19 protein-coding genes, 1 other RNA gene and 1 riboswitch are annotated in these 23,729 nt (G+C 65.4%); of the genes, 7 read left to right on the plus strand and 13 right to left on the minus strand.

Annotation, left to right across the window (positions count from 1 at the left end; translation table 11 throughout):
- Positions 1-50: 50 nt before the first annotated feature.
- Together ABQU90_RS02440 and gcvP are read right to left on the minus strand one after the other, a co-directional pair.
- The gene (locus ABQU90_RS02440) at positions 51-1,721 is read right to left on the minus strand and encodes a carboxylesterase/lipase family protein (RefSeq protein WP_323523246.1); all 1,671 of its coding nucleotides are present in this window, start codon (positions 1,719-1,721) and stop codon (positions 51-53) included.
- Between the two features lie 376 nt (positions 1,722-2,097).
- Positions 2,098-4,986 carry an aminomethyl-transferring glycine dehydrogenase gene (gene gcvP / locus ABQU90_RS02445; protein WP_323523247.1) on the minus strand — a complete coding sequence of 963 codons (2,889 nt, stop codon included), beginning with the start codon at positions 4,984-4,986 and terminating at the stop codon, positions 2,098-2,100.
- A 90-nt stretch (positions 4,987-5,076) separates the two neighbouring features.
- Positions 5,077-5,191: riboswitch (glycine riboswitch) on the minus strand.
- 269 nt (positions 5,192-5,460) lie between these two features.
- Here gcvP and ABQU90_RS02450 point away from each other — a divergent pair.
- Together ABQU90_RS02450 and ABQU90_RS02455 are read left to right on the plus strand one after the other, a co-directional pair.
- Positions 5,461-6,714 (plus strand): multidrug effflux MFS transporter, encoded by a 1,254-nt coding sequence (locus ABQU90_RS02450; RefSeq protein WP_323523248.1) that lies wholly within the window; start codon positions 5,461-5,463, stop codon positions 6,712-6,714.
- A gap of 16 nt (positions 6,715-6,730) precedes the next feature.
- The gene (locus ABQU90_RS02455) at positions 6,731-7,135 is read left to right on the plus strand and encodes a hypothetical protein (protein ID WP_055845632.1); all 405 of its coding nucleotides are present in this window, start codon (positions 6,731-6,733) and stop codon (positions 7,133-7,135) included.
- A gap of 115 nt (positions 7,136-7,250) precedes the next feature.
- Here the strand turns inward: ABQU90_RS02455 and ABQU90_RS02460 are convergent.
- The 6 genes from ABQU90_RS02460 to ABQU90_RS02485 all read right to left on the minus strand — a co-directional run bounded on the left by ABQU90_RS02460 (position 7,251) and on the right by ABQU90_RS02485 (position 16,034).
- Positions 7,251-7,327, minus strand: a non-coding RNA gene (locus ABQU90_RS02460) — sX9 sRNA.
- Positions 7,328-7,556: 229 nt separating this feature from the next.
- Positions 7,557-9,491 (minus strand): XVIPCD domain-containing protein, encoded by a 1,935-nt coding sequence (locus ABQU90_RS02465; protein WP_323523249.1) that lies wholly within the window; start codon positions 9,489-9,491, stop codon positions 7,557-7,559.
- Positions 9,492-9,623: 132 nt separating this feature from the next.
- On the minus strand, positions 9,624-11,642 hold the full coding sequence (locus ABQU90_RS02470; RefSeq protein WP_323523250.1) for a M2 family metallopeptidase: 2,019 nt from the start codon (positions 11,640-11,642) through the stop codon (positions 9,624-9,626).
- A gap of 136 nt (positions 11,643-11,778) precedes the next feature.
- Entirely contained in the window at positions 11,779-13,440 is a 1,662-nt protein-coding gene (locus ABQU90_RS02475) for a phosphoethanolamine transferase (protein WP_323523251.1), read from the minus strand.
- Positions 13,437-14,201 carry a phosphatase PAP2 family protein gene (locus tag ABQU90_RS02480; protein ID WP_323523252.1) on the minus strand — a complete coding sequence of 255 codons (765 nt, stop codon included), beginning with the start codon at positions 14,199-14,201 and terminating at the stop codon, positions 13,437-13,439. The genes ABQU90_RS02475 and ABQU90_RS02480 overlap by 4 nt, the downstream gene beginning before the upstream one ends.
- 99 nt (positions 14,202-14,300) lie before the next feature.
- The gene (locus ABQU90_RS02485) at positions 14,301-16,034 is read right to left on the minus strand and encodes an ArnT family glycosyltransferase (protein ID WP_323523253.1); all 1,734 of its coding nucleotides are present in this window, start codon (positions 16,032-16,034) and stop codon (positions 14,301-14,303) included.
- A gap of 146 nt (positions 16,035-16,180) precedes the next feature.
- Here ABQU90_RS02485 and ABQU90_RS02490 point away from each other — a divergent pair, with 146 nt between their 5' ends.
- Together ABQU90_RS02490 and ABQU90_RS02495 are read left to right on the plus strand one after the other, a co-directional pair.
- Positions 16,181-16,897, plus strand: coding sequence for a response regulator transcription factor (locus ABQU90_RS02490; RefSeq protein WP_115512281.1), 717 nt, complete (start codon positions 16,181-16,183; stop codon positions 16,895-16,897).
- Positions 16,890-18,188, plus strand: a complete 1,299-nt coding sequence (locus ABQU90_RS02495; RefSeq protein WP_323518745.1) for a sensor histidine kinase — start codon at positions 16,890-16,892, stop codon at positions 18,186-18,188. Before ABQU90_RS02490 ends, ABQU90_RS02495 begins: the two co-directional genes overlap by 8 nt.
- Positions 18,189-18,365: 177 nt before the next feature.
- Here ABQU90_RS02495 and ABQU90_RS02500 read toward each other — a convergent pair whose 3' ends face one another.
- The 5 genes from ABQU90_RS02500 to ABQU90_RS02520 all read right to left on the minus strand — a co-directional run bounded on the left by ABQU90_RS02500 (position 18,366) and on the right by ABQU90_RS02520 (position 21,467).
- Entirely contained in the window at positions 18,366-18,863 is a 498-nt protein-coding gene (locus ABQU90_RS02500; protein ID WP_115514420.1) for a hypothetical protein, read from the minus strand.
- A 150-nt stretch (positions 18,864-19,013) separates the two neighbouring features.
- Positions 19,014-19,271, minus strand: a complete 258-nt coding sequence (gene minE / locus ABQU90_RS02505) for a cell division topological specificity factor MinE (RefSeq protein ID WP_005994583.1) — start codon at positions 19,269-19,271, stop codon at positions 19,014-19,016.
- A gap of 2 nt (positions 19,272-19,273) precedes the next feature.
- Positions 19,274-20,083, minus strand: a complete 810-nt coding sequence (gene minD / locus ABQU90_RS02510) for a septum site-determining protein MinD (RefSeq protein ID WP_323523254.1) — start codon at positions 20,081-20,083, stop codon at positions 19,274-19,276.
- Positions 20,084-20,118: 35 nt separating this feature from the next.
- Positions 20,119-20,865 (minus strand): septum site-determining protein MinC, encoded by a 747-nt coding sequence (minC, locus tag ABQU90_RS02515; RefSeq protein WP_055845608.1) that lies wholly within the window; start codon positions 20,863-20,865, stop codon positions 20,119-20,121.
- 2 nt (positions 20,866-20,867) lie between these two features.
- Complete coding sequence (locus ABQU90_RS02520) at positions 20,868-21,467, minus strand: GNAT family N-acetyltransferase (protein WP_055845605.1); 600 nt, start codon at positions 21,465-21,467, stop codon at positions 20,868-20,870.
- Positions 21,468-21,698: 231 nt separating this feature from the next.
- Between ABQU90_RS02520 and ABQU90_RS02525 the strand changes: the two genes are divergently transcribed.
- Genes ABQU90_RS02525 through ABQU90_RS22745 form a run of 3 tightly spaced genes read left to right on the plus strand, consistent with a single transcriptional unit; the run spans position 21,699 to position 23,684 of the window.
- Entirely contained in the window at positions 21,699-22,892 is a 1,194-nt protein-coding gene (locus ABQU90_RS02525) for a sensor histidine kinase (RefSeq protein ID WP_055845602.1), read from the plus strand.
- Complete coding sequence (locus ABQU90_RS02530; RefSeq protein WP_005990002.1) at positions 22,892-23,533, plus strand: response regulator; 642 nt, start codon at positions 22,892-22,894, stop codon at positions 23,531-23,533. The genes ABQU90_RS02525 and ABQU90_RS02530 overlap by 1 nt, the downstream gene beginning before the upstream one ends.
- Positions 23,534-23,540: 7 nt before the next feature.
- Complete coding sequence (locus tag ABQU90_RS22745) at positions 23,541-23,684, plus strand: transcriptional regulator (RefSeq protein WP_104614158.1); 144 nt, start codon at positions 23,541-23,543, stop codon at positions 23,682-23,684.
- Positions 23,685-23,729: the final 45 nt, after the last annotated feature.

Consider the following 23,729-nt stretch of genomic DNA (forward strand, 5'->3'; position numbering starts at 1 on the left):
CTGCGTCATCGGCTTGCCTGGATGCAGCTGCGGCCTCGTCTAGGACACGCTCATCGTTGACCATCGCGTGTGAGGTCTTGCTGATGCTGTTGCAAACGCGCAGGTGGCGGAGCTGCAGCGGCCTGCACCTGTGCATCCCAGAACGCGCAGCGGTGCCGCTGTACGAAGTCGGGCGTAGCGCCGATCCTGTGTGGCGACACCGTCAACGGTGTGTCGCCATCGAAGCGCGGCCACGGCGGTCGCCCGCCACCATTGGGGTCGCCAGTACGGGCAAACGCGCCCCAATAGTCCTGCAAAGTGTCGGAAAACGCCTGTTGCGCGGCACTGAACTGCGGGTCGCCACTGAGCACCCAGGCGCGTTGAAACAGATACGCCAGTTCGGAGGCGTGAAACGCGCCCAATGGCCGCGAGAACGGCAAGCGCCACAGGCCGTACGGCGCCTGCGGGTCGTCGAACTCATACGCATACACGGCGGCATGCGTGCGCAGCGCTTGCCCAAGCCGGCGCGTGGGGCAGGCGAAACCGCCGTCGGTGACGATGTCGGCAAACGCTTCCCAGCGCGACTGCGCCGCGACATCTGCGTAGTGCGCCATGATCGGTGCCGGCGCCGCATACATGCGCTGGATGCGCGCTTCATAACCGCTGCGCAGCGTGAGCTTGCCCATGTAGGACAGCAGTTGGGCGAACAGGCGTCCCTCATAGCGGTTGTTGCCGATCAGGACCGGGACCTGCGCATGCTGCGCGTTGGCAATCGCTTCGGCGGGCACTACCGGCAGCACATCGCCGCCGGCCATCGGCGCCCACGCATCGCTGCCGGTCAAGCCGCGGCGCTGCGGTGTTGCATCGGCCAATGCCTCGGCAGGAAGGTCGCGCAGGCACGCGGCCACATCGCTTGCCCGCTCGCAGCCAAGCATCTGTGCCATGCGCGTACCGCCGCGCTCTGCCTCGGCGCGCGTCACGCTCGAATCGGATGCAAGACAGCTACCGCTCTGCAGAATCGCGCGCTGAAACAGGCCCCGCGCGCCTGGCGACGCGAGCTGGTAACAGATGCTCCACGCGCCGGCGGATTCACCGAACACGGTGAGGTTGTGCGCATCGCCGCCGAATGCAGCGATATTGCGTTGTACCCAGCGCAATGCGGCCTGTTGATCCAGTAGCGCATACGCGCCTTCGCCTTCGCCGCGCAGACTCGGGTGCGCGAAGAATCCGAAGACCCCCAGCCGATAGTTGGGTGCCACCACGATGACATTCTGCCGCGCCGCCAATGCACTCAGGTCGTAGTCGGCATTGCTGCCCAGCTCCAATGCTCCACCGTAGATCCACACCATGACCGCGCGCGGGTGGGCCGGCGCAGGGCCGGGCGGTGCGTAGATGTTCAGCGTAAGGCAGTCTTCGGAGACCTGCTTTTGCCCGAAGCGATACCGCGGCAGGCAGGCGGGCCCGACCTGCGTGGCATCGCGAACATCCTTCCAGGCCGCTGCCGGTTGCGGTGCACGGAAGCGCAACGCGCCCACCGGCGGCTCGGCGAACGGCACGCCCAAAAACGCCTTGCCATGTGCGCTGGCCACACCGCGCACCACGCCCGCATCGGTCTGTACCAGCTCGGCACGCGCATCGGGCGCATGCACCAGCGCAGGTACCTCACCGGGGCGACGTGGCGCGCAGCCGAGTAGCAGGGTGGCTGCCAACAGCAAGGTGCCAAGATGTTTCAGTGCAAGCATGCGCAAGGTTCTGCCATAAGGGGAGGCGTTTGCCATCATGCCCAGCGCATGTGTAGGCGAGGCAAACGCGCGTGCAGTGCGTGCGTGGCATCCGTTGGTAGCTGCGATCGGCGATGCCTCTGAAGCAAAAAAATGCAGACGCACACTCTCCGCAAGTGCAGTTGCAATACAGGGCGGTAGCTCGCGCAGCGGCTCTGGTAGCGAGCGTGTCGCTGCCAGCATGTCGATACCGCACGCTCATTGGTCGTGCTGCAACCGGCGTGCAGTCGCGATGAATGTTGCCCCTCTCGCGCATCTGGCCCGCATCGTATGACGCAACAAAAAACCCGGCTGTTTCACCAGCCGGGTTTGATGGTTACCGCGTCTGTCATGCCACTCAGACCTCGGCGTCTTCCTTGTACGCATCCACCGGGATGCAGGCGCACATCACGTTCTTGTCGCCATAGACGTTGTCCACGCGCGCCACCGGCGGCCAGTACTTCTGCTGTTTGAGGCTCGGCAGCGGGAAAGCGGCCAGCTCGCGCGGGTAGGCATGGGTCCACTCGCTGGCCGACACCTGCGTGGCGGTGTGCGGTGCGTGCTTGAGCGGGTTGTCGTCGCGGTCCAGGCGGCCGTCTTCGATGGCGCTGATCTCTTCGCGGATCTGGATCATCGCGTCGATGAAACGGTCCAGTTCGTGCTGCGATTCGCTTTCGGTCGGCTCCACCATCAAGGTGCCGGCGACCGGGAAGCTCAGCGTCGGCGCGTGGAAGCCGAAGTCGATCAAACGCTTGGCGATGTCTTCGGCGCCGATGCCGCTGGTCTTTTCCAGCGGCCGCACATCCAGGATGCACTCGTGCGCCACCAGGCCATTACGGCCGGTGTACAGCGTCTTGTAATGCGGTGCGAGCCGCTTGGCGATGTAGTTGGCGTTGAGCAATGCCACCTGCGTGGCCTTGCGCAAGCCGCCACTGCCCATCATGGTCACGTACATCCAGCTGATCGGCAGGATGGAGGCCGAGCCATAGCTGGCCGCGCTGACCATGCCCACATCCCCTTCGCCGCCCAGCGTGCGCGGCAAAAACGGCGCCAGATGCGATTTGACCGCACACGGGCCCACGCCCGGGCCGCCGCCGCCGTGCGGAATGCAGAAGGTCTTGTGCAGGTTGAGATGTGACACATCCGAGCCCCACTTGCCGGGCTTGGCCACGCCGACCAGGGCATTCATGTTGGCGCCGTCGGTGTAGACCTGGCCGCCATGCGCATGCACCGCTTCGCAGATCGCCACCACGTCTTCTTCGAACACGCCGTGCGTGGACGGGTAGGTGATCATCAGCGCGGCCAGACGATCGGAATACTTCTCCGCCTTGGCGCGGATGTCTTCGACATCGACGTTGCCGTTGGCATCGCACTTGGTGACTACGACCGTCATGCCGCACATCTGTGCAGAGGCCGGGTTGGTGCCATGCGCGGATTCGGGAATCAGGCAGATGTCGCGATGCGCCTCGCCACGCGAACGGTGATAGGCGCGGATCGCCAGCAGGCCGGCGTATTCGCCCTGCGCGCCGGAGTTGGGCTGCAGGCTCACCGCGTCGTAGCCAGTGCACTCGACCAGCATCGCTTCGAGTTCCTCGATCAGCTGCGCATAGCCGGCCGATTGTTCTGCTGGCGCCAGCGGATGGATCGCGCCGAATTCGGGCCAGGTCACCGGGATCATTTCGGCGGTGGCGTTGAGCTTCATGGTGCAGCTGCCCAGCGGGATCATGGTGCGATCCATCGCCAGATCCTTGTCGGCCAGCGAGCGCATGTAGCGCAGCAGTTCGTGTTCGCTGTGGTGGGTATTGAATACCGGGTGTGTCATGAACGGGCTGGTGCGTAGCAGGCCTTGCGGCAACGCATCGGCGGTGGCCGCGTCCAGTGCATCGATGTCCGCCTGGGCACCGAACAACTGCGCCAGCGCCACCACATCGGCGCGCGTGCTGGTTTCGTCCAGGCTGATACCCACCGCTTCGCTGTCGATGGCACGCAGGTTGATGCCGGCCGCACGCGCACGTGCATGGATGGCATCGGCATCGATCGCCTTGACGTGCAGCGTGTCGAAGAAATGCTCGCCGACGCTCACGCCAGCGCTACGCAGCGCGGCAGCCAGGATCGCGGCCAGGCGATGGGTACGACGGGCAATGCGGGTCAGGCCATCGGGGCCGTGGTAGACCGCGTACATCGAGGCCATCACCGCCAGCAGCACCTGCGCGGTGCAGATGTTGGAGGTGGCCTTTTCGCGGCGGATGTGTTGCTCGCGCGTCTGCAGGGTCAAGCGATACGCGGGGTTGCCGGCGGCATCGATCGACACGCCGATCAAGCGGCCCGGCATCGAGCGCTTGTACGCGTCGCGGCAGGCCATGAAGGCCGCATGCGGGCCGCCAAATCCGAACGGCACGCCAAAACGCTGCGAATTGCCGACCACGATGTCCGCACCCCATTCGCCGGGCGCGGCGATCAGGGTCAGCGCCAACAGATCGGTGGCCACCGCCACCAGGCCGCCCTGCGCATGCACCGCATCGGCCAGCGCGGCGTGGCCGCCGATGGTGTCGAAGTGAAGCCGGCCGAAGCTGTCCGGGTACTGCAGCAGCACGCCGAAACACTCGGCCTGCAATGCTTCGTCCAGGGTGCCGACGCGCAACACGATGCCCAGCGGCTCGGCGCGCGTGCGCAACAGTTCCAGCGTCTGCGGATGCACCGCGTCGTGCACGAAGAAGATGTCGGATTTGGATTTGGCCGAACGCTTGGCCAGCGTCATCGCTTCGGCCGCAGCGGTGGCTTCGTCCAGCAACGAGGCGTTGGCGATCTGCATGCCGGTCAGATCCGCGCACAGGGTCTGGAAGTTGATCAACGCTTCCATGCGGCCCTGCGAAATCTCTGCCTGGTACGGCGTGTACGCGGTGTACCAGGCCGGGTTTTCCAGGATGTTGCGCAGAATGACCTTGGGCGTGTGGGTGCCGTAATAGCCCTGGCCGATAAAGGTGCGCTGCACCTGATTCTTGCTGGCGATGGCGCGGATCTTGGCCAGCGCTTCTTCTTCGGTGATCGACTCGGGCAGCGCCAGCGCAGCCGGCGACTTGATGTTGCCCGGCACGATGGCGTCGGTCAACGCATCCAGCGAGGCGTGGCCGACCACGTCCAGCATCTGCGCGATTTCTGCGTCGTTAGGGCCGATGTGGCGTTCGACGAACGCGCTGTGGTGTTCGAGGTCGCGCAGGGAAGACGAGGTCTGGGACATGGCGGGCATCCGGGTCAGGGGGCAGACGAATGGTCGACACGTCTCCTGGCCGGCCCGGCGCGCACAGCGCACCACGACCCGCCGCAGCGACGGTCTTCCTCGCGCCCCTCTGTCCTTTTGCCTGAGAGTTTAAAAACGCGGCCTGGCCATTGGCCTGCCTGCGTTCCGTGCCCCTTCGGCGCCGGCATCGGCCGGTCTCTCCAGAGTTGTACTGCGGATGGTATCGGGCCTGAGCGATTACGGGCTGTTGCGCCTTCGGCAGCGGCAGTGCCGCTTCTCCCACCGTGTTGCCGGGCCGATTATAGCGTGGGGCTGCGCCACCTGGCGCACCCGCCGGGCCGATCGCACCTGGGCTGCCGCACTTGCGTCTGCTTAACCTTGCAACGGCGAGCGCCTATCATCGTCTCCCTTGTGCTCATCCCGGCGCCGCAAATCGCAGATGCCGGCGTGCGTCCCCCGATGCACCACGTTTCGGATTCCTGCATGACCCCCACCACGCCTTCCACCCGTCGCATGGCGCTGTTGCTCGCCGGGCTGGCGATGTTCGGCCCGTTCTCCATCGACACCATCTTCCCGGCGTTCTCGCGGCTCAGCCGCAGCCTGGCGGTGGACCAGGTGGCGATCCAGCAGACCATCAGCTTCTACCTGCTGGCTTACGGGGTGATGAGCATCGCGCATGGGCCGCTCTCAGACGCCTGGGGCCGCAAGCGGGTGATCCTGGGCGGGCTGGTGCTGTTCATCGCCGGCTCGATCGGCTGCGCGCTGTCGCAGGATCTGCCCACGCTGCTGGCCTTCCGCGCGTTGCAGGGCCTGTCGGCCGGCGTGGGCATGATCGTCGGCCGTGCGGTGATCCGCGACCTGTTCCATGGCCCGGACGCGCAACGGCTGATGAGCCAGGTGTCGATGATCTTCGGCATCGCGCCGGCCATCGCGCCGATCATCGGCGGCTGGATCCTGCTAAGCGGCGCCGGCTGGCCGCTGATCTTCTGGTTTCTGATGGTGTTCGGGCTGGTGCTGCTGATCGCGACCATGCTCTGGCTGCCGGAAACCCACCCGGTGGAAGCGCGCACGCCGCTGCAGCTCAAGCGCTTGCTGCACGACTACGTGCGGATCGGCTTCAACCCGCGCTTCCAGCGCCTGGCGGCGGCCGGTGCGTTCAACTTCGCCGGCATTTTTTTGTACATCGCTTCGGCGCCGGTGCTGATCATGCAGCACCTGCATCTGGGCGAAGGCGACTTTGCCTGGTTGTTCATTCCCACCATCGGCGGTATGACGCTGGGCTCGTTTCTGTCCGGGCGCATGGCCGGCCAGATGAACCCGGTGCGGCAGATCCGCATCGGCTTCATCTGCTGCGGCGTGGCCGCGCTCGCCAACCTGGGCTACACCTTGTCGGTGGCGCAGATCGCGCTGCCATGGGCGGTGCTGCCGATCTTTCTGGCCGGTGTCGGCATGGCGTTGATCTTCCCGATCCTGGCGCTGGCGGTGCTGGACATGTACCCGCAGCAGCGCGGCCTGGCGTCGTCGCTGCAGGCCTTCACCCAGTTGATGACCAACACGGTGGTAGCCGGGGTGCTGTCGCCGCTGCTCAGTGAACACCCCCGGCATCTGGCGATCGGCATGACCGGTTTTTTCCTGCTGGGCTGGCTATTCTGGCGCTGGGAGCGCCGCAGCGGCCGCCGTCTGCGGCACCGCCAGGCCACCGAGGCAGTGCCTCTGGAGCCGGCCAACCATCTTTGACCCTACAGGAGCCTGCATGTCCACCGATTCCAAGTTGCGCCGCGATGCCCGCAAGCGTGCAACCGAGCGCCAGCGCAACCAGGCCGCCGCCAAGGCCACGGCCGAATCGCCGATCGAAGCGCATGCCGAACTGCGCGACCAGCAACGCACGTTGCTGGCCGGCATCGTCCGCCGCGACGGCGAATGGGTGCTGGGCATGGATGGCCGCATCGCTGGCGAAAGCACCAGCGCCGCGCAGGTGTTGACGCTGATCATGCGCGCCGCCGAACTGCACGAACGCCAGGGCACCCCCGTGCGCCTGACCTACTCGGACGCGCTGAAAGATGCCGCGCATGCCGAGGCCCAGGCCGATGGCATGGAGTTCGAACAGTTCAAGGCCCGGTTGAGCGAGCGCTTGCAGGGTGGCGCGAAGCTCAACTGAAGTACCTTCGCTGTGCACCTTCGCCGGCGCTTGGAGTTGCGAACGGATCACTCGCCTGCGGTGTCCACTGCACGGGCGCGAGCGTCACCTGCTTGGCGTATCTGCTGCTTAGAGTGGCTAACAAAACGTAGCGAGCAGTCGTCAGGTGAGCGTGGATGGCGCTCTCAGAACCGGTGTGTACGCGTGGTACATCCCGCACCGAGCACTGGCTGCGCGCGCCTGGCGGCTGTGGAGTCGTTCTAAAACGCTGGAAGGCGATCATCGGCGCCACAGATGGCCCCTCACGTGGCGCGCAGCATCAGTGTGGCGGCGAGCCGGCGGTAACTCCCGATCCAGCACGCTACGCCGACACGGCGGCTGGCCGCGCGTGATCGGAGTCTGTCGACCTGCGCAATCACGTGCGACCGACCAGCGCGCGTTCTCAGCGCGCTTGCGCCTGTCGCTGCGTTTCCTGCTGCGACACCTGCGCCTGCGCAGCAGCATCGCGCTCCGTGCCGGGTTCCAGCGCCTGCAGCCGCTGCAGGCTGGCGGCCACGGGCTCTTCCTGCGCGGCCTTGGCATCGAAGCTGCCCCGTAGATGCGCTGGCGAATCGAGTGCTCCCTGCACCACGAAGCCACGCGCCGGATCGTTGCCGAGCACCACGTGATCGACCCGCTGCAAGCCATGCTCGCGTGCGGCCACCACCGCCCCTAAGGCCAGGCGTTCGCTGTCCATTCCTGCGGCTGGGCCGGGTGCGGCTTGCAAGCGCTCCACTGCCGCGGTGGATTGCTGCAGCAGGGCATGATCCGCATGCGCTGGATCGCGCGGGTCCGGCAGCGCCTGGGCGGCGTCCGCCGGCCTCGGCAGCACGGTGGCATCGACACGCTGCAGCTGGCCGTCGTATTTCCCGTCGGCGCCGTCGGCGATACGTTGCAGCCGCTCGGCGAACCCATACGGCGATCCACCCACATTGCGGGCCATCGCGATCGCAAACTGCTCAGGCGACTGCGCCGGGGCGTTGCGGTCGCCGACCAGTGAGGTCAGCGCGCTGCCGCCGATCTTGCTGGCGTCGGCGCTGGTGCGCGTCTGTTCCAGCAGCGCCTGCATCTGCACCTCGCTGAATTCCAGCGTGGTCTTCTGACCTGGCGCGATCGCGCCGGTGCCCGTCATCTCACCGCTCAACGCGCTGTTAAGCGTCTGCGCGATCGCCTTTTCCTCACTGGCCTCGTTGCGCCCGCCCAGGCGCTGCAACCAGCCAGGCGCCACCACGTCGCCATCGATCTCGAAACGGTAGCTGCGCTGCTCCACGCGTTCGGCAGCGTTGCCGTCGTAGTGGCGCACGATCGTCAGCGGCACGTTGTCGCCGTATTGCAACTGTTGCACCACGGTGTAGCCGTCCTGGCCCGGTGTGCTGATGCGTACCTGGCTGCCTTGGTTGCGGTTGCCGGCAACATCGGCGCTGAGCGGGCCCAGTTCCAGCTGTAGACGCTGCTGCGAGCTGAAATTGATGCGCTCCAGCGTCTGCATCTCATCGACGCCGGGCACGCCCGGTGCAAGCTTGCCTTCGCGTACGAACTCGCCCATGGCCGCGCGCGCACGCGGATCAGCCAGATCGAACTGCGCGCTGTTCACTTGCGACTGGCCCAGGGAGTCGGCGCGCCCGAGCAGGGCCTGCGCCGGTCCGGCTTTGAAGCCAAGTGCATTCACCGCCTCGATGGCCGCATTCGGCCCGGTCACCACACGCACGTGGCGCTCGTCGACGCGTTCGATCATGTAGCTGCGGCCGCTGGCTTCGGTGATCTTGCTCTGCGTGGTGAGCCCTCGCAGACTCGCCGAGGATTCGCTCTGCACAAAGGTTTGAGTGTCCATCACCGCGCGCGCGCCGATCGGAAGGCTCTCCGGCTGCAGCGGATTCACCTGTCTGGCGGCCTCCAGCGGCTGGTCCACACCGGGCAGCGTCAGTGCGTAGCGCATGCGCTGCCCGGCACTGGCGCCGGCCTCGATGCTCAGCTTGCTGTCGCCAAGCGTGGATTGCAGGCGCTGTTGCTGGCCGGTCTGCGCGTCGGCTTCAAGGCTGAAGGTGGTGGTCTTTGCGTCGGCATCGCTGAGACTGCCTGCGCTCAGCGAGCCACCGCCACGCAGGCTGGTCTGGCCTAACGGCTGCGTCGGGTTGCCGCTGTTCTGCTCGCTGGTCTGCGCATACTTGGCCGACTGTTCTGCCGGGTTGACCGAGACGGTGCTGCTCCCAACTTTCGCCGCGTATTCGCTATTGGAGCTGCTATAGGTTGGGTTGAATGCGCGATCGTTCGCGTCGTCGATGACCTGCTTGTTGCGGTCCACATCGCGCGCGTCCGGGCCGGGGGAGGCGTTGCTCATTGGGATGCTTCCTGCATGCTGCGCCTGTGCAGCGGGCGCGCAGTATATCGGCAGCGTTTTAGGCGTTTATCAAAGGAATGTTATGCGGCGGCCTGGGTGATGGCCGCCGCATGCCGCAGGCAAAGTGGCGCGTCAGCGCAATGCGGCAGGCGCAGGCGCATTGCTCGCGGCAGCAGGCGCGGTTGCCTGCCAGCCGCACAATTGGCCCTGATTCTGCTGCTTGAGCCATTCGCTCATCGGTGCGAAGTACTCCAGCATCGGGCCGGCGTCGAGTTTCTCGCTGCCGGTGAGCTCCTTCAGCGTGGTCTGCCAGGGCTGGCTCGATCCACGTTGCAACATCGACCAGAATTTCTGCCCTGCATCCTTGTTGCCGTAGAAGCTGCACTCATACAACGGGCCTTGATGCCCGGCCGCATCGCACAGACCCTTGTAGAACTGAAATTGCAGGATATGCGCCAGAAAATAGCGCGTGTACGGGGTATTGCCCGGCACGTGGTATTTGGCGCCGGCATCGAAGAACTCTTCGCCGCGTGCGGTCACCGGTGCTACGCCCTGGTATTTGGCTTTGAGTTCCCACCAGGCCTGGTTGTAGCGCTCCGGCGGAATCGAGCCATCGAACACGCCCCAGCGCCAGCGGTCGATCATCAAGCCGAACGGCAGGAAGGCGACCTTGCTCAAGGCCATGCGCATCTGCGAGTTGATCAACGCTTCGCGCCCGGCCTGCTGTTCGCCGACCATGCCGATCGACTGCAGGTACTTCGGCGTCATCGCCAGCACAATGGTGTCGCCGATCGCTTCGTGGAAGCCGTCGTTGGCGCCGTTCTGAAACAGCGGCGGCAGCGGGTTGTAGGCCAGGTCGTAATAGATGTGGCCGAGCTCGTGATAAATGGTGGTGAAGTCTTCTTCGGTGGGCTTGATGCACATCTTGGTGCGCACATCGGCGCCGATGTTCTGGCTCGGCTCGCCGCCCATGTTCATGTCCCACGCGCTGGCATGGCAGACCACATCGCGGTCCAGCGGCTTGATGAACTGCGAGCGTTGCCAATAGGTGTCCGGAAGCTTGGGCATACCCAGCGAGGTGTAGAAATCCTGCGCGCGCTCGGTCATCTGTTTGGCGGTACGCAGTTGCGCCTCGCGCTCGGCATTGAAGCGTGCCGCCGTCCCGCCGTCGCCGCCGGTATTACGCGCCAGTACCGCGCTCAGATTGCCCTGGTACTGCTTTTCCAGCGCGGAGGTGATGTCCAGATCGCCGGCGCCGGGGTAGGGCTGCAGCAGATCCCACAGATTGCTCCAGTCCTGCTGCCACATATTGCCCATCAAATGCGCCGGCAACAGACCGCCGGCCACTTCGCCCTTGTCCTTGCCGTACTGCGTATCGAGCTTGCCGCGCGCGTAGCACTGCAACTGCGCATACAGCGGTTTGACTTGCTCCCACAACCGGTCGGTCTCGCTGGCCAACTGCGCTGGCGGCATGTCGTAGCCGCTGCGCCACATCACCCCGACATCGGCAAAGCCGTTGCCGCGCGCGCCTTCGTTGGCCAGCTCGACAAAGCGCTGGTAGTCCTTGCGCATCGGCTGGGCGGTGCTATGCCAGCCCTGCCAGGCATCGAGTTGTTCGGTGTAGTCGCGGCTGCTGGCCAGCACTTGTTCCAGCTCACCGAGCTGGCGGCAGCGGCGTTGTTCGCCATCGCCCACGCAGTAACTCCCGGCGCCGTAGTCGCCTTCCATCTTGGCGGCGATGCGGGTGAGTTCGGCCAGTTTGGCCGGGTCGCGCGGCGCGGGCAGGGCGCTCATCAGTTTGAGCAGCTGCAGTGCGCGTGCACTGTCTGCCGACATCGGTGTGCCGACGTACTGCTTGGATTGTTCGATCCAGCGATCCAGCTGCGCCAGCGAACGCTCGTTGGCCTTGGCGGCCAGCAGCTGCGAGTCGCCGTTGATGTAGGTCGACGACAGCCACTGCGCGGCAGTGACTTCCGGGTAGGCGGCCTTGTACTCGGCGCTGATGCGCGCGACGAACTGGTCGGCGCTTTCGGCAGGCGCGGTGTTGGTCGCGGCCGGTTTGGCTGGCGGCGGGGCATCCTTGCGGCAGGCCGACAGCGATAACGTGCCGGCGGCCACAGCCAATGCCAGCAACAGCAGACGAGGATTCACGGGTGGTCCTTGCAGTGAAGTCCGGCGAAGGCTAGAGCGCGCGAGGCTTCAGGGCAAGCGGTGCTTCATGGGCAAGCGGTGCCGGTGCGGATGCCACGCAGCGGCAATCGATCTCGCCGTTGGCGGTGCCGAACGCTCAGCCTTTCCCCGTGCACTGCGCAAACACGTCGCGTTCGCGTGCATACACGCTGGTCTTGACCTGCATCAGGCCCAGCACCGAGGGGAACAATGCGTCCTGATCGGTGTATTGCCCGGCGCGATGGCGCAGGCAGGCCTCATCCAGTCCGCGATCGCGCGCAAACTCCGGCGAGAACCACATCACCATTGGCACGTGGGTCTGCTCCTTCGGTGCGATGGCATACGGCACGCCATGCAGATACAGACCCTTCTCGCCCAGCGACTCACCGTGATCGGAGAGATAGATCATCGCGGTGTCGTAGTCGGACAAGCCACGCAATGTATGGATGGCCTGATTGAGGAAATGATCGGTATAGCCGATGGAGTTGTCGTAGGCGTTGACGATGCTCTGGCGGCTGCAGCTACCCAGGTCGGCGGTCTTGCACACCGGCTTGAAGCGCTCGAACTGCGCCGGGTAGCGTTCGAAATAGCTGGGGCCGTGGCTGCCGAGTTGATGCAACACCACCACGCGGTCGCCGGGTTTGGCACGCACTTGCGCCGCCAGATCGCGCAACAGGATTTCGTCCATGCAACGGCCATCGGCGCACAGCTCCGGCGTGGTGGCATCGTCCAGCTTCTGGATCTCCAGCCCCTCGCACACGCCCTTGCAGCCGGACTGGTTGTCGCGCCACAGCGTGGAGATGCCGGCGTGTTCAAGCACGTGCAGGAACGACTGGTGGCCGCGGATCATGTCTTCGTTGTAATCGCGGCGGCCGAACGGCGAGAACATGCAGGGCACCGACACTTCGGTGCTGGTGCCGCACGAATGCATGTCCGGGAAATTGATCACGCCTGCCTGCGCCAGCTCCGGCGTGGTCTGGCGCGCATAACCGCTGAGGCCCCAGTTCTGCGCACGTGCGGTTTCGCCCAGCACCAGCAGCAACAGACGCGGGCGGCTGCCAGCAGCGCGCGGCGTGGCAATGGCATCGTGTTCGATCGGCTGCTTGGGCGCACGCTTGATCGGCGAATCGGACTTGAGGTTCTGGCGCAGTGCGACGATGTAGTTGATCGGCGTGGCCAGGTAACGCACTTCGCGGTGATTGCGCATCAACGCCGAAATATCCTGCGACGACAGCATGGTACCGGCGGCACCCACCACCGCCACCGCCAGCAAGAATCCCACCCGCACCAGCAGCGACTTGCCCGTGCTGCGTGCACGCAAGCGCGTACGCCACAGCAGCACGGTGGGAATCAGGAAGTAGCAGACCAGCGGAAAAATCAGCCCCGGCGTGAGCAGCTCGCGCGATTCCTTGTGGTCGGTATGCAGCACGTTGCGCAGCATGTCCGCATCCAGATAGACGTTGTAGCTGTCCATGTAGTGCGCAGCCAGCGCGGTGGTGAACAGCAGCAGGGTCAACAGCGGTTTGGCGTTCCAGCGCCACACCAGCAGACCCAACAACAGCGCGTGTACGGCAACCAGCAGCGCCATCAACGAAATGGCAAACCCGATACTTCCCGGGTGCGTGGCCATTGCCGTGCGCCAGAACAGCTGATTGCATACCAACGCGAAAAACACGCTCGACAGCAACACCAGCGCTTCGGTCGACACGATCGGCCGGGTACTCCATGTCAGCGCGCGGGTACTGGTGCGCCCGCGCGGTTCCGGTAACCAGGTGCTCATGCTGCATCCCCCGATGGCAACATCGAATCAGACGTGCGATGTGGCCGAGCCAGCATCACGCAGTACAACCCCAGTGCCGTCAGCCAGCACACTGCCAGCGACCATACATCGTGCGAGAGGAAATGCGCGCCACGCAGTTGCTGCGCAACGCCGAAAATGAGACCTGCTGCCAGCCCTATCAATAAACCTGGAACGCGCCACGCAGGACGCAGCGACAACGCACAGAAATACAGTGCGACCCACGCATACCCGGCACTGGCATGGCCCGCCGGAAAACAACCGGACGCGGCAATGCCCTGGCGCGATTCGAACAAGCCGATCATCGCCTGCGTGCCGCCATATCGGCTCAGATCCCACGGGCAATCCATTGCGGTCCACGACTTGAGCAACGACACCATCGAGGTCGACAACGCGATCGATGCGGCCAGATAGGTGAGCGGCCAACGCAGCACGCGCAAACGCGGCCTGCACCAGGCAGCCACCGCCAGAATCACGACGCTGACACCCGCAGCGGTACTCAACCCTCTGCCGATGCGATGAATCACGCCACTGGTAAACCAGTGGTCCTTGAGCAGCCAGTGGCCGCCTTCCAGCCGATACAACACATCGGCAATCCACTGGTCGCCGCCTGCGCCCATCAACAACGCGCTGACCAACAACACAGCCGCCAGCGGCATCCACAGATGGCGAACGAAGAAGCGCGCCTGCACATCACGGGCGGTGTGCGCCAAAACTGGCGCGTGGACTGGAAGCGTGCTCATCGAGATGTCGGCCTGTGTCATTGCCCGGCATCTTCGAAACCCGGATGTCGGAGAGCGGTCGGACTGAAGTTGCCCAGTCGTTAACCCGACCCCGAGCGTTCAGTCTGTGTCGCCATCGCTACCGGTTTGTTCGGTGTCGGACGCCGTGGTGATGCAACCGGCGTGCCATGCGGTGCCCGGCACCAATTGCCATTGATTGCGATTGGATTCGCCGATATCGATGCGTTGCGCCGGATCGATACACGCCGGTACAGCCTGCTTGAGCACGAACAACCAACGTTTTTCTGGTGCCTGCGCAAGCCAAGGGCCTGCCTTGTCCCATTGCTGCTGCCAACTCGCCTTGAAGCCGAAGTCGGTCACCGCGCGGTCGGCCTGCAGCAGGTTCTGCTCGCGCCAGGCCAGCATGCCCAGCTCCGCATCCGGGCCGATACGCTGGCCGACGCGCTGCATCAGCCGCGCGGACGAACTGTAAGGGTCCAGCGCGGGCATCAAGCCAAGGCCGTACACGCTCCACAGTGCCGCCGTCATGACCACCACCGCGGTGCCAGCACGACGACCGCGCGACCACGCCAGCGCCGCCATGCCGACGATGCCAAGGCCGATCAGCCAGAAACCCACCGACTGCAACGACGCCAGCTCCATGCCGCGCTTCAGCGCGGTGTTTTCCGCCCAGTGCAGATGCAGCGCAATGCCGGCACCCAGGACCAGGCCGGCAAGTGCGAGCAGCAGCACATAGCCGGTGAGCAGCACGCGGACACCGCGACGGCGCAGCAGCCCGGCCAGCAACGGCGCCGCTGCTACGCACAGCGCGGGCAGCATTGGAAAGATGTAGACCTCGCGCTTGCCCGGGCTGGCACTGAAGAACAGCAGCACCAGCACGCTCCACGCCAGCAGCAGCACATAGCGCGGGTCGCCGCGACGCAGCCGCCGCCACCACGCCGGCAGCAGCCACGGCAACAACAGGCAGCCCGGCAGCCACAGCGTGGCGATCACTTGCAGGTAGTACCAGAACGGTTTGACGTGATGCCAGGCGTGCGCATAGCGCGTGCCGGTTTGCTTGAACAGCAACTCATGCGCGTAAGCGTGCAATTGCGGTTCGTCGCTGTGCAGCAGCGCGATGCCCAGCGGCCCCAACCAGACTGCGGTGCCAGCCAAAAACGCTGGCAGTACCAGCAGCCAGCTGCGCCCGGCCTGCGCCCGTGCTGGCAGCACGCTCCAGTGCTGGCGCGGCAGCGCCATCCACGGCAGCAACAGCAGCAGCGGCAGGAAACCGACGCCCTTGGTCACCGTGCCGACGCCGGCGGCAAACAATCCCAGCGTCCACGCGCGCCAGTCCGGCCCGCGCAGCACATGCCGCAGCAGCCCCCACAGCGACAGCGTGGTCAGCGCCACCAGCACCATGTCGATCTGCGCACGCTTGGCCATCAGGCCGAACTGCAGCACCGCAAACAACGCCAGCACCGCGTAGCCGGCCACGCGCCGGTTCCACAGCCGGCGCGTCATGTCCCAGGTCAGCCACAGCGTTGCCAGCGCGGCCAGCAGCGAGGGCAACAGAAACGCGACAGACCAGTGCGGCACCAGCTCATAACTCGCCGCCTGCAGCCACATGAACACCGGTGGCTTTTCCGCGTACAGCTCGCTGCCACGGTGCGGCAGCAGCCAATGGCCGCTTTCGACCATGGTGCGTGCGGCCAGCACAAAGCGCGGCTCGTCCGGCGGATTGGGTTGGCGTAGCCCGAGCCCGGCCACCAGGCTGACGACGATCAGCAGCAACGCGGCAAGCAACGCACGCCGACGAGGGAGAGAGGCAGAGCTGGCAGGCGACACGTGCATGCCCCGATTAAAAGGGGCCGAACGATAGCTGGCAAGCAGGTCGGAATTTTGTCGGAACGCGCGCCGAGCCGCCTGGAGCGGTCGGGTTCGGCTCGGCTCGGTTAGGATGCGCACACCGTCCCTGTCGGGCTGTTCTGGAAACCGCCATGCGGCTGCTGGTCATCGAAGACAACCGCAACATGGTTGCCAACCTGTTCGACTATTTCGAAGCGCGCGGGCATACCCTGGACGCAGCGCCCGATGGCGTCACCGGCCTGCATCTGGCCACCACCCAGCAGTACGACGTGCTGGTGCTGGACTGGATGATGCCGCGCATGGACGGGCCGGAGGTGTTGCGACGCCTGCGCGAGCAGTACCAGTCCGAACTGCCGGTGATCATGCTGACCGCGCGCGACGAATTGCCGGACAAGATCGCCGGCTTCCGCGCCGGGGCGGACGATTACCTGACCAAGCCGTTCGCGCTGCCCGAGCTCGAAGTGCGCATCGAGGCCTTGCTTGCGCGTGCACATGGCCGTCGTCGCGGCAAGCTGTTGCAGGTGGCCGATCTGCGCCTGGATCTGTCCACCCTGGAGGCCACCCGCGACGGGCAGGTGCTGCACCTGTACCCGGCCTGCCGAAAATTGCTGGAAGTGTTGATGCAGGCCAGCCCGGCCGCCGTCACCCGGCAGCGCCTGGAACAATCGTTGTGGGGCGACGACCCGCCCGACGGCGACATGCTGCGCTCGCATATCTACGAGCTGCGCCGCAGCGTGGACGGGCCGTTCGCGCAGAAGCTCATCCATACCCTGCCACGGCTTGGCTACCGTTTGGCAGAACTCGATGGCGCCAGCGAACCGACGAGCAGCGATCGCGCCGATGGCTAAGCCGCGCCCGTTGGGACGTCGGGTCATGGTGTGGTTGTTCGGCTACACCTTGCTGATGACGTTGGCGGTGTTCGGCACCGCGCAATACCTGCACGAGCGCGCCGAGCATGGCGTGTGGCGCTCGCTGCTCAACTCGGAACTGGACAGCATCCTGGACAGCAGCGCGCAAAGTCCCGGTTATCACTGGCAGGATTCGGACACCTTGCGGTTGTATCGTCTCGATGGCAGTAAGCCCGTGCCGCCGGTGTTACGTACCTTGCATCCCGGCCTGCATGAGCGTGACGTCGACGGCCGCCCGAGCGCGTTGATGGTGCGCGACACGCCGCATGCGGGTCGCCTCGTACTGGTGCTGGATATCACCGATTTCGAAGCGCTGGAAAAATTCCTCACCCGCTGGATGCTGGCCGCCGGGATCGCGCTGATCGGCATCACCTTGCTGATGGGCGCTTACGCAATGGCCCGATTGGTGAGCCCGTTAGTGAAGCTGGCCCGCGACATCGGTGCGCTGCGTCCGGAACGCCGTGCGCAACAGATTGCCGTGGGTGCGCAGGGCAGCGCCGAGTTGTACGTCATCGCCGATGCGCTCAACGATTATCTGGAGCGCAACGGCCAGTTCGTCGAGCGCGAACGCGCCTTCATCGACAGCGCCAGCCACGAGCTGCGCACGCCGATCGCGGTGATCGGCAATGCGGTGGAACTGGCCTTGGAGCAACCCGGCACGCCGCCGGCGGTGCGCCATCAGTTGCAGCGCATCGCGCAGACCAGCGCATCGGTAGAGCAACTGATCACCTTGTTGTTGGTGCTGGCGAAAGACCCGAGCCGGCTGGTGGGCAGCAGCGATACGTTGCGGCTGGATCATCTGATTCCGGACATCGTCGCCGACCACGCGCATCTGTGCGCAGACAAGGATCTGCAGCTGGTCATCGACCCGCTGCCGCCATGCAGCCTCACCGCCCCGGTCGCCATCGTGCAGACCGCCATCGGCAATCTGCTACGCAATGCGATCGAAAACAGCGACCGCGGCATTATCCGCATCACCCTATCGGCGCCCGGCATGGTACGCATCGCCGACCCGGGCCACGGCATGACGCCGGAAGAAATTAGCGCGATCTACGCACGCCTGGCGCGCGGCAATGCACGGCAGGGCAACGGCATCGGTCTGGAACTGATCGGGCGGCTGTGCGAGCACTTGGGCTGGAAACTGAGCCTGGAATCCGATGCAGGGCAGGGCACCGTCGCGACGCTGGATCTGTTCGGTGCCGTGGCCGCGATCGAGCCCACACACACATAGCCATCAGCGTGCGCACTGCCTGCATCGCAAGACGGTGCAGCGCACGGCGCACGCTGCGACGGCATGTTGATCGCGCACGGTGATCTGCAGGCACAGGCAATAGTGCACCCCAAGCCACGCAGGCGTTTTGCCCCTTGGTGGGCGCCACGGCGCGCACCGCACCATCATGCAGCCAGCTCAGACCGGCAGCAGCCCGCGTTCGTGCAACCAGCTGCGCGCGTTCTCCGCATCCTGCTCGAACCAGGCACGGGTGGACCCCAGTCGGTAGGTATAGCCCCAGGCATCCATGTCGGCCATCAGCCGTGCACTGCCCACGCCCGGTAACTGGTCGGCCAGCAGAATCTGCAGGTAGCAGGTGGCGTCTTCCTCATCCACCGAATCGGTGGCATCGGTATGTACGGCAGCGCGTTTGTCGGCAGGCAGCACGATCAGGTGCCCGGCTTCATGCAGCATCGAATGCACCGGCGTGTCGTCGCGCACATAGACATCGCAGCCGATGATGCCCGCTTCGGGTTCGCCCCAGAAACTGCCAGGAATCGGCGCGTCAGCGTCCACGCGATGCAGGCGCAGGCCATACCGGCCAAGCAAGGCTGCCGGTGCGTCGAGGCCGATATCAGCCACGCACAGCACAGCGGAAGCATCGGATGCGGAAGCAGGATGTGGAATCACGCGCAGTGGCTCGCGGTCGGGCGCGCCGCAATGGCGCGCAGTGGGGCAGAAACCAAAACGGTACCGTGCGAACACGGTACCGTCAGGAGGGCGATGCGACGACCGCCACACAGCGCGCAAGCGTCTACGGGCTGCACGCTGGCGGCAATGACCGCGTTACTTGTCGCCGTCTTCCGGCAGGGCGACTGAAATATCCAGCACGTCGTGCTCGCCGTCCTTGACCAGATCCACCCGCACCGCATCGGCGTCGATGTTGACGTACTTCTTGATCACTTCCAGCAATTCACGCTGCAGCAGCGGCAGGTAATCCGGCCCGCCACGGTGGTTGCGCTCCTGCGCAATGATGATCTGCAGGCGGTTCTTGGCCGTCTCGGCGGTGTTCTTCTTGCTCTTGAGAAAATCGAGCAGGCCCATGCTTAGCCTCCGAACAGCTTGCTGAAGAAGCCTTTCTTCTCCACGGATATGAATCGCATCGGGCGCTCTTCGCCCATGATGCGGGCGACCGCGTCGTCGTAGGCCTGGCCGGCCGGGGACTCGCCATCCAGGATCACCGGCTCGCCCTTGTTGGAGGCGTTAAGCACGTCGCCGGACTCGGGAATCACGCCGATGGCCTTGAGCCCCAGCACTTCTTCCACGTCGGTGATGCTGAGCATCTCGCCGCCTTCCACGCGGCCCGGGCTATAGCGGGTCAGCAACAGGAACGCCGGCACCGTCTTGCCTTCTTCGGCATTGCGAGTCTTGGAATCGAGCAGGCCGATAATGCGGTCGGAGTCGCGCACCGAGGACACTTCCGGGTTCACCACCACTACGGCGCGGTCGGCGAAATACATCGACAGGAACGCGCCTTTTTCGATGCCGGCCGGCGAATCGCAGACGATGTACTCGAAGCCGTCGGCGGCCAGGTCCTTGAGCACCTTCTCCACGCCGTCCTGGGTCAGCGCATCCTTGTCGCGGGTCTGCGAGGCAGCCAGCACGTACAGGTTGTCGAACCGCTTGTCCTTGATCAGCGACTGCTTGAGCGTGGCTTCGCCATGCACGACGTTGACGAAGTCGTACACCACGCGCCGCTCGCAGCCCATGATCAGGTCCAGGTTGCGCAAACCGACGTCGAAGTCGATGACGGCGACCTTCTTGCCGCGCCGTGCCAGCCCGCAGGCCAGGCTCGCGCTGGTGGTGGTCTTGCCGACGCCGCCCTTGCCGGAGGTGACTACGATGATTTCAGCCAAAGGATTTCTCCGAATATTTCTGTGGTTGGGCCGCGTCAATCAAGCGCAGCGATCTTGATCTGATCCTGCTCCAGCCAGACCTGGACGGCCTTGCCACGCAGGTCCATGGGAACATCGTCCAGCACCTTGTAGTGGCCAGCGATGGCGACCAGTTCGGCGTGGAAGTCGCGGCAGAAGATGCGCGCGTCCGGGTTGCCCTGCGCGCCGGCCAGAGCGCGGCCACGCAGGGTACCGTAGATATGGATGCTGCCGTCGGCGATGACCTCCGCCCCGGCGCCGACCGTATTGAGTACGGTCAGGTCGCAGTTTTCCGCGTACAGCTGCTGGCCCGAACGCACCGCATTGCGTTGCATGCGGCCCGGCGCCGGGCGCGCGGCCGGCGCTGCGGGTTCGGCGCGTGCCGCCGGCGGCGGTGGAGGCGGTGGGCTGACCGCGGTCGGCTCGTATTGCGCGCGGAACTTTGCCAACAGCGGCACGCCGAGTTGCTGCGACAGCAGGTCGATCTCGCTGGTGCCGTAAGCCAGCGCCACCGGCAGCACGCCGGCATCGCGCAGCCCATCCAGCAGCGCCTTGGCGGTGGCCACGTCCGGCACCTGCGACAGGCCGCCGAAATCCAGAATCACCGCCGCCCGCCCGAACAGCTTGGGCGCGCGGGTCACGCGCTCGCGCATTTCCTGCACCAGGCGCGGCACATCCAGCGTCCGCACGCGCAGGTTGGCAATGCCCACCTGGCCGATCTTGAGTTCGCCGGCCTGTTCAAAATCCACATTCACACTCGACACGCTCAGCTCCCCGTCGATGGGTTGTCGGTGGCGGCGGCATGCCGCGGCCGGCCGACCCACGGCAATTCTTCGGGCAACTTGCCGCCATAGGTCTCCTTGACCCACGGATAGCTGCTCATGTCTTTCATCAGCATGCTCGCGCGCACTTCCACGTCGGGCATGGTGTTCTGGCCGACCTCGCGGAAGCCGAAGCTGCCATGGAACAGCAACGCCGCATCGGCGCCGTGGTCCAGGAACACCTCGCAGGCCAGCTGCGGGTAACGCAGCTCGGTGTAGCTCTGCACATCGGCATAGAACGCCCGCCCGACGCCACCGCCGCGACGGCGGCTGGCGACCACGATGCGGTCGATATAGAAAAATTCCGGATGACGGTCCCGGAACCAGGCGAAGTTGCTGCTGTCATGGGCACTGCCACTCCCGAACCCGACCAGGAAGCCGGCCAGGTTGCCGTCGCGCTCGGCGACGCGGAAATATTCGGCCTGTTCGTAGAAGCGTTGCAGCTTGTTTGAATCCAGCGGCAGGATCGCCAGTCCGGCATTGTTGTTCAGGGCCAGGACGGAATCGAGCTCGTGCTCGCGCACGTCGCGGATGACGATCGACATTGGGACTCCGTGGGGTAACGCTCTCGATCCGAAATCGGATCTGCGTCGGATTATTACATGCGTGGCCTGAAGCGGCGACCCGCCGCGTGCGCCTCGGCGCGCAAGTCGCCCCCGCGCAGGGCAACGCAGATGCGCAAACCCGGCCTTGCCGGCAGGTGCGTGCAGGCGAACGTGTGCATGCATGACTTCCGGCAAGAGGGCAGCGGCGGCGCTTGGGCCTAAGATGCCAGCATGTTGGGATACCTCAGTCATACGCGCGTCCTGCGCTTCGCCGGCCTGTTCACCTGGGCGATGATCGCCATGCCGTTGGTGTTCATCTACTGGGCGCCTGCCGAAGATGGCGACCACCGCAGCGTGCTGGAGGCCGCCACGATGTCGGCGTTCTTCATCGGCTTCGGTGTCAGCTATTTCTGGTTGACGCGCGGCTTGAACAGTGGCGGCCACGCGCATTGGTACGATCGCCTGATCCTGCTACTGCTCACGATCTGCGCGCTGGCGGTCAGCTATCTCACCCGAACCGGCCTCGGCAGCATTCTGATGATGGTGGCGGCCGGGGTGATCCCCTGGCTGTTGCCGCTACGTGTGGGCGTGGTGTGGCTGGTGCTGAGCCAGCTGGCGGTGCTGCCGGTCTACCATCTGCTGCTGGGGTTCCCGGTCTCCGGCGCATTGATGCAATCGCTGCTTTACGGCGGCTTTTCGATGTTCATCTTCGTCACCAGCCTGGTCGCCCGGCAGCAGACCGAGGCACGCGAAGAACAGCGCCGGCTCAACGCCGAACTGCGCGCCACCCGCGCGCTGCTGGCCGAAAGCGCACGCATCAACGAGCGCACCCGCATCTCGCGCGAGCTGCACGATCTGCTCGGTCACCATCTCACCGCGCTCAGCCTCAACCTGGAGGTGGCTGGCCACATCACCGAGGGCCAGGCGCAGGAACACGTGCGTCAGGCGCACACCCTGGCCAAGCTGCTGCTCACCGATGTGCGCGAGGCGGTCAGCCATTTGCGCGACAGCGGCGCCATCGATCTGGAAGCGGCGCTGCGCCCCCTGGTGACCCAGGTCCCGTCGCTGGACATCCATCTGGATATCGCCCAGCCGCTGACCCTGGATGACCCCGAGCGGGCGCACGTGCTGCTGCGCTGCACCCAGGAAATCATCACCAACGCGGTGCGCCACGCCGGCGCGCGCAATCTGTGGATCCAGGTACGGCGCGATGCGGATACCGTGCTGATCGACGCCCGCGACGACGGCCATGGCGCCGATGCGGTGGCGCCCGGCAACGGACTGCGCGGCATGCGTGAACGGCTCAACCAGTATGGTGGCAAGCTGGAAATCCAAACCCGGCGCGGCGACGGCTTCGGCCTGCGCATCTGCGTTCCAGGCGCGCCGGCACTGATGCCTGCGGCCGTTACTCAAGGAGTGTTCTGATGATCCGTGTGTGCCTGGTCGACGACCAAACCCTGGTGCGCCAGGGGATCCGCTCGCTGCTGGCGCTGGACAACGGCATCGAGGTGGTGGCCGAGGCCTCGGACGGCAAGCAGGCGGTGGAGCAGATTCCGCAGATCCAGCCGGACGTGGTGCTGATGGACATGCGCATGCCGGTGATGTCCGGCCTGGAAGCCCTGCAGATGCTCTCGCGCAATGGCACCCTGCCGCCGACCATCATCCTGACCACCTTCGACGACGACCAGCTGGTGCTGGCCGGGCTCAAGGCTGGCGCCAAGGGTTATCTGCTCAAGGACGTGTCGCTGGAACAGCTGGTCGGTGCGATCCGCACCGTGGCCGACGGCGGCTCGCTGGTGCAGCCGGCGGTCACCCAGCGCCTGCTCTCTGGCCTGGAGCACATGCGCAACGAGTTCGTCAGCCTGGACCGGCCCGATCCGCTCACTGATCGCGAGACCGAGATCCTGCGGCTGATGGCGAGTGGCTTTTCCAACAAGGAAATCGCCAATTCGCTGGGCGTGGCTGAGGGCACCATCAAGAATCACGTGTCCAACATCCTGTCCAAGTTGGGCGTGCGCGACCGCACCCGCGCCGTACTCAAGGCATTCGAGCTGCAGCTGGTCTGACAGCAGGATGTCCCGCCCGGCGCAGCGCGCCGGGCGTTCGCGGGCGCGCAAGCCTGCGGCTTGCAGGCAGCGCCTGCTCACCCTGTCCAAGTTGGGCGTGCGCGACCGCACCCGCGCGGTACTCAAGGCATTCGAGCTGCAGCTGGTCTGACAGCAGGATGTCCCGCCCGGCGCAGCGCGCCGGGCGTTCGCGGGC

Source organism: Xanthomonas sp. WHRI 10207 (assembly GCF_040202975.1).
Taxonomy (GTDB): domain Bacteria; phylum Pseudomonadota; class Gammaproteobacteria; order Xanthomonadales; family Xanthomonadaceae; genus Xanthomonas.

Coding starts and splice junctions, on each gene's coding strand:
- ABQU90_RS02480 (WP_323523252.1), bottom strand. CDS start 14,201: ATGAGCACGCTTCCAGTCCACGCGCCAGTTTTGGCGCACACCGCCCGT.
- ABQU90_RS02490 (WP_115512281.1), top strand. CDS start 16,181: ATGCGGCTGCTGGTCATCGAAGACAACCGCAACATGGTTGCCAACCTG.
- ABQU90_RS02475 (WP_323523251.1), bottom strand. CDS start 13,440: ATGAGCACCTGGTTACCGGAACCGCGCGGGCGCACCAGTACCCGCGCG.
- ABQU90_RS02530 (WP_005990002.1), top strand. CDS start 22,892: ATGATCCGTGTGTGCCTGGTCGACGACCAAACCCTGGTGCGCCAGGGG.
- ABQU90_RS02440 (WP_323523246.1), bottom strand. CDS start 1,721: ATGCTTGCACTGAAACATCTTGGCACCTTGCTGTTGGCAGCCACCCTG.
- ABQU90_RS02465 (WP_323523249.1), bottom strand. CDS start 9,491: ATGAGCAACGCCTCCCCCGGCCCGGACGCGCGCGATGTGGACCGCAAC.
- ABQU90_RS02455 (WP_055845632.1), top strand. CDS start 6,731: ATGTCCACCGATTCCAAGTTGCGCCGCGATGCCCGCAAGCGTGCAACC.
- ABQU90_RS02520 (WP_055845605.1), bottom strand. CDS start 21,467: ATGTCGATCGTCATCCGCGACGTGCGCGAGCACGAGCTCGATTCCGTC.
- ABQU90_RS22745 (WP_104614158.1), top strand. CDS start 23,541: ATGTCCCGCCCGGCGCAGCGCGCCGGGCGTTCGCGGGCGCGCAAGCCT.
- minE (WP_005994583.1), bottom strand. CDS start 19,271: ATGGGCCTGCTCGATTTTCTCAAGAGCAAGAAGAACACCGCCGAGACG.
- ABQU90_RS02525 (WP_055845602.1), top strand. CDS start 21,699: ATGTTGGGATACCTCAGTCATACGCGCGTCCTGCGCTTCGCCGGCCTG.
- ABQU90_RS02495 (WP_323518745.1), top strand. CDS start 16,890: ATGGCTAAGCCGCGCCCGTTGGGACGTCGGGTCATGGTGTGGTTGTTC.
- ABQU90_RS02485 (WP_323523253.1), bottom strand. CDS start 16,034: ATGCACGTGTCGCCTGCCAGCTCTGCCTCTCTCCCTCGTCGGCGTGCG.
- ABQU90_RS02450 (WP_323523248.1), top strand. CDS start 5,461: ATGACCCCCACCACGCCTTCCACCCGTCGCATGGCGCTGTTGCTCGCC.
- gcvP (WP_323523247.1), bottom strand. CDS start 4,986: ATGCCCGCCATGTCCCAGACCTCGTCTTCCCTGCGCGACCTCGAACAC.